Source organism: Ralstonia sp. RL (assembly GCF_001683835.1).
Lineage (GTDB): Bacteria > Pseudomonadota > Gammaproteobacteria > Burkholderiales > Burkholderiaceae > Ralstonia > Ralstonia mannitolilytica.
On the sequence record NZ_LWRX01000151.1, the window covers coordinates 1 to 4,473 of the forward strand.

The following is a 4,473-nucleotide window of genomic DNA, read 5'->3' on the forward strand; positions in this document are numbered from 1 at the left end:
CGCCTTGTCGTTGGGTACCGAGATTTCGAAGCCATCCTCGCCGGTATAGCCGGAACGGCTGACGAAGCATTCGGCACCAGCTAAGTTGACCTTGGTGGTCTGCATGAAGACCATCTTCACCGCTTCCGGCGCAAGGCGCGCCATCACGCTCGCCGCCGCAGGCCCCTGCAAGGCCAGCAGTGCGCGGTCGGACAATTCCTCGATCGCGCAGCGGTCGCCGATGTGCTTGCGCATGTGCGCCACGTCCTGCTGCTTGCATGCGGCGTTGACCACCACGAACAGATGATCGCCGCCGTTCGACACCATCAGGTCGTCCAGCACGCCGCCCTGTTCGCTGGTGAACATCGCATAACGCTGCGTGTTCAGCGGAAGGTCGATGATATCGACCGGCACCAGCGTTTCCAGCGCCGCCGCCGCATCCGGTCCGGACAGGCGCACCTGGCCCATGTGCGACACGTCGAACAGCCCGGCCTGGGCACGGGTGTGATTGTGCTCCTTGAGCACGCCGGTCGGATACTGCACCGGCATCTCGTAGCCGGCGAACGGCACCATGCGCGCGCCGAGTTCGACGTGCAGGTTGTACAGCGGGGTGCGGGCCAGAGCTGGCGTAGCGTTTTCCATAAAATTGTTTTCCCTTTGTTATTCGATGCCGCAAAGGCGCGGCATCAGCATTCGATCACGTTGACCGCAAGCCCTCCGCGCGCGGTCTCCTTGTACTTCGTTTTCATGTCCGCGCCGGTCTCGCGCATGGTCTTGATCACCTTGTCGAGCGAAACGAAATGCTGGCCGCTGCCGCGCAGGGCCATGCGCGCCGCATTGATCGCCTTGATCGATCCCATCGCATTGCGCTCGATGCACGGCACCTGCACCAGCCCGCCGATCGGATCGCAGGTCAGGCCGAGGTTGTGTTCCATGCCGATTTCCGCGGCGTTTTCCACCTGCTCGGGCGTGCCGCCCATTACTTCCGCCAGCGCGCCGGCCGCCATCGAACAGGCGACGCCGACCTCCCCCTGGCAGCCGACCTCGGCGCCGGAAATCGATGCGTTTTCCTTGTACAGGATGCCGATCGCCGCCGCCGTCAGCAGGAAACGCATCACGCCCTCGTCGTTCGCGCCGGCGACGAAGCGGTGGTAGTAATGCAGCACCGCCGGGATGATGCCGGCGGCGCCGTTGGTCGGCGCGGTCACCACGCGACCGCCTGCGGCGTTCTCCTCGTTGACCGCCAGCGCATACAGGTTCACCCAGTCCATCGTGGTCAGCGGATCGCGCAGGCTGGCCTCCGGCTGGCTGGACAGCTTGCGGTACAGTTCGGCGGCGCGGCGCTTCACCTGCAGGCCGCCGGGCAGCGTTCCTTCCCGTTCGCAGCCGCGCTTCACGCACTCCTGCATCACCTGCCAGATCCTCAGCAGGCCGGTACGGGTTTCCTGCTCGCTGCGCCAGGCCTTCTCGTTGTCGAGCATGAGCTGGCTGATCGTCAGCCCGTGCCGCCGGCACAGCGCCAGCAATTCAGCCGCGCTCCTGAACGGATAAGGCGGCATCGTCGTGTCCGGCACGATCCGGTCGATCCCGGCCGCGTCTTCATTGACCACGAAACCGCCGCCCACCGAGTAATACACCTTGCTGCGAATTTCCGCCCCAGCAGCATCGAAGGCGGTGAAACGCATGCCGTTCGGATGGTAGGGCAAGGAATGCCGCCTGTAGAGCAGCAGGTGCTCGCTCTCGACAAACGGGATCGGCTTTTTCCCGAGCAGGTTGATGCGCTTTTCTTGCCGGATCTTCGCCAGCGCGTCGCCTACGGCATCGACCTCGACCAGGTCGGGCGCCTCGCCCTGCAGGCCAAGCATGACCGCCTTGTCGCTGCCGTGCCCTTTTCCGGTTGCGCCCAGCGAGCCGTACAGTTCCGCCTTGACCGCTTCCGTTTGCGCCAGCAGCCCCGCATCCTGCAGCCCGCTTACAAACTGCAATGCCGCCCGCATCGGTCCCACGGTATGCGAACTGGAGGGACCGATACCAATCTTGAACAACTCAAAAACGCTGATGGCCATACTTCCTGCCTGCCGCCTCGTCATCCCCTTGGATTGCTCCTCTCCCGCCATGGGGAGAGGGAGATATGCCCCGCTGCCGCGCTCTTTTGCATCCGGCGCGTTCCGGAGCCGGCCTTATTCGTAGTCGGACATCGGCGGGCACGAGCAGACCAGGTTGCGGTCGCCGTACACGTTGTCGACGCGGCCGACCGGCGGCCAGTATTTGCCTTCGCGCAGGGAGGCGACCGGGAACACGGCCTGCTCGCGCGAGTACGGACGGTTCCATTCGCCGGCGATATCCATCGCCGTGTGCGGCGCGTTGCGCAGCGGGCTTTCCTCCGCCTTGTAGACGCCCTGCTCGACGGCGCGGATCTCTTCGCGGATCGCGATCATCGCCTCGCAGAAGCGGTCGAGCTCCTCCTTCGATTCGCTCTCGGTCGGCTCGATCATCAGGGTGCCCGGCACCGGGAACGACATCGTCGGCGCATGGAAGCCGAAGTCCATCAGGCGCTTGGCGACGTCGTCGACGGTGATGCCGGTGTCCTTCAGCGGACGCAGATCCACGATGCATTCGTGCGCCACCAGGCCATTGGCGCCGGTGTACAGGATCGGGAAATGCGGCTCCAGGCGCTTGGCGATGTAGTTCGCGTTGAGGATCGCCATCTCGCTGGCCGCCTTCAGGCCCTGGCCGCCCATCAGCTTGATGTAGGTCCAGCTGATCGGCAGGATGCTGGCGCTGCCCCACGGCGCCGCGCACACCGGCCCCGCATGGTTCTCCAGCATGCGATGCCCCGGCAGGAACGGCGCCAGGTGCGACTTCACGCCGATCGGGCCGACGCCCGGTCCGCCGCCGCCGTGCGGGATGCAGAAGGTCTTGTGCAGGTTCAGGTGCGACACGTCGCCGCCGAACTTGCCCGGAGCGCACAGCCCCACCATCGCATTCATGTTGGCGCCGTCGATGTAAACCTGGCCGCCGTAGGAGTGCACGATCTCGCACACCTCGCGCACCGCTTCCTCGAACACGCCGTGCGTGGACGGATAGGTGATCATGATCGCGGCGAGATCGTTCGCATGCTTCTCGGCCTTCGCCTTCAGGTCCGCGATATCCACGTTGCCGCGCTCGTCGCAAGCCACCACCACCACCTGCATGCCGGCCATGTGCGCGGTCGCCGGGTTGGTGCCGTGCGCGGAGCTCGGGATCAGGCAGACGTTGCGGTGGCCTTCGCCGCGGCTCTGGTGATAGGCGCGGATCGCCAGCAGGCCGGCGTACTCGCCCTGCGAACCGGCGTTCGGCTGCAGCGACACGGCGTCATAGCCGGTGCAGGCGACCAGCATCTGCTCCAGCTCGGCGATCATCTGCTGGTAGCCCTGCGCCTGCTCGACCGGCGCAAATGGATGGATGTTGCCGAACTCCTTCCAGGTCACAGGGATCATCTCGGTCGTCGCGTTCAGCTTCATCGTGCAGGAGCCGAGCGGGATCATGGTGCGGTCCAGCGCCAGGTCCTTGTCCGACAGCTTGCGCAGGTAGCGCAGCAATTCGGTCTCCGAATGATGGGTGTTGAACACCGGATGCGTGAGGTAGGCGCTGGTGCGCGCCAGCGAGGCCGGGATGCGGTCGGTAACGTCGGCCTCGATCTCCGCAAATGAAGGGACGGTTTTTCCGGCGGCGAAAATGCCCCACAGTGCTTCGACATCGGCAGCCGTGGTGGTTTCATCGAGCGAGATGCCGACGCTTTCGCCATCGGCCATGCGCAGGTTGATTGCCTGCTTGCGCGCGGCATCGTGAATCTGCTGGGTACGGGCACCGGTGCGCACCACGATGGTGTCGAAGAATGCGGCCGTGCCGACTTCGCAATCCAGCTTGCGCAGGCCGGCGGCCAGCGTCGCGGTCAGCCGATGCACGCGCTGGGCGATGGTCTTCAGTCCCTGCGGGCCGTGATAGACGGCGAACATGCTCGCGATATTGGCGAGCAGCACCTGCGCGGTACACACGTTGGAAGTCGCCTTCTCGCGGCGGATGTGCTGCTCGCGGGTCTGCAGCGCCAGGCGGTACGCCTTGTTGCCATGGTTGTCGATCGACACGCCGACCACGCGCCCCGGCATCAGGCGCTTGTTGGCATCGCGCGTGGCGAAATACGCGGCATGCGGGCCGCCGTAACCGAGCGGCACGCCGAAACGCTGCGCGGAACCGATTGCCACGTCCGCGCCGAATTCTCCTGGCGGCGTCAGCACCGTCAGCGCCAGCAGGTCGGCCGCGACCACCACCAGCGCTTCCTTCGCATGCGCCTTGGCCACGATATCCTTGTAGTCATGGATTTCGCCGTCGAGCGTCGGATACTGCAGCAGTACGCCGAAGCAGTCGAGCGAATCGAGGTCCTGGCGATGATCGCCGACCACCACCTGCACGCCGATCGGTTCGGCGCGGGTGCGCACCACGTCAATCGTTTGC

At 65.3% G+C, this 4,473-nt stretch carries 3 protein-coding genes; all 3 read right to left on the bottom strand.

Annotated features, from left to right (window positions below; all coding sequences use genetic code 11):
• Window positions 1–621: aminomethyltransferase family protein (locus A6M56_RS14845; RefSeq protein ID WP_502686938.1), on the bottom strand; the 621-nt coding region annotated here is incomplete at its 3' end.
• 44 nt (window positions 622–665) lie between these two features.
• The gene (locus A6M56_RS14850) at window positions 666–2,045 is read right to left on the bottom strand and encodes an L-serine ammonia-lyase (protein WP_286758208.1); all 1,380 of its coding nucleotides are present in this window, start codon (window positions 2,043–2,045) and stop codon (window positions 666–668) included.
• Between the two features lie 114 nt (window positions 2,046–2,159).
• Window positions 2,160–4,473: aminomethyl-transferring glycine dehydrogenase (gene gcvP / locus A6M56_RS14855; RefSeq protein WP_286758209.1), on the bottom strand; the 2,314-nt coding region annotated here is incomplete at its 5' end.

Bases quoted from the DNA above. Each gene is read 5' to 3' on its own strand.
- A6M56_RS14850 (WP_286758208.1), bottom strand. From the start codon at position 2,045: ATGGCCATCAGCGTTTTTGAGTTGTTCAAGATTGGTATCGGTCCCTCC.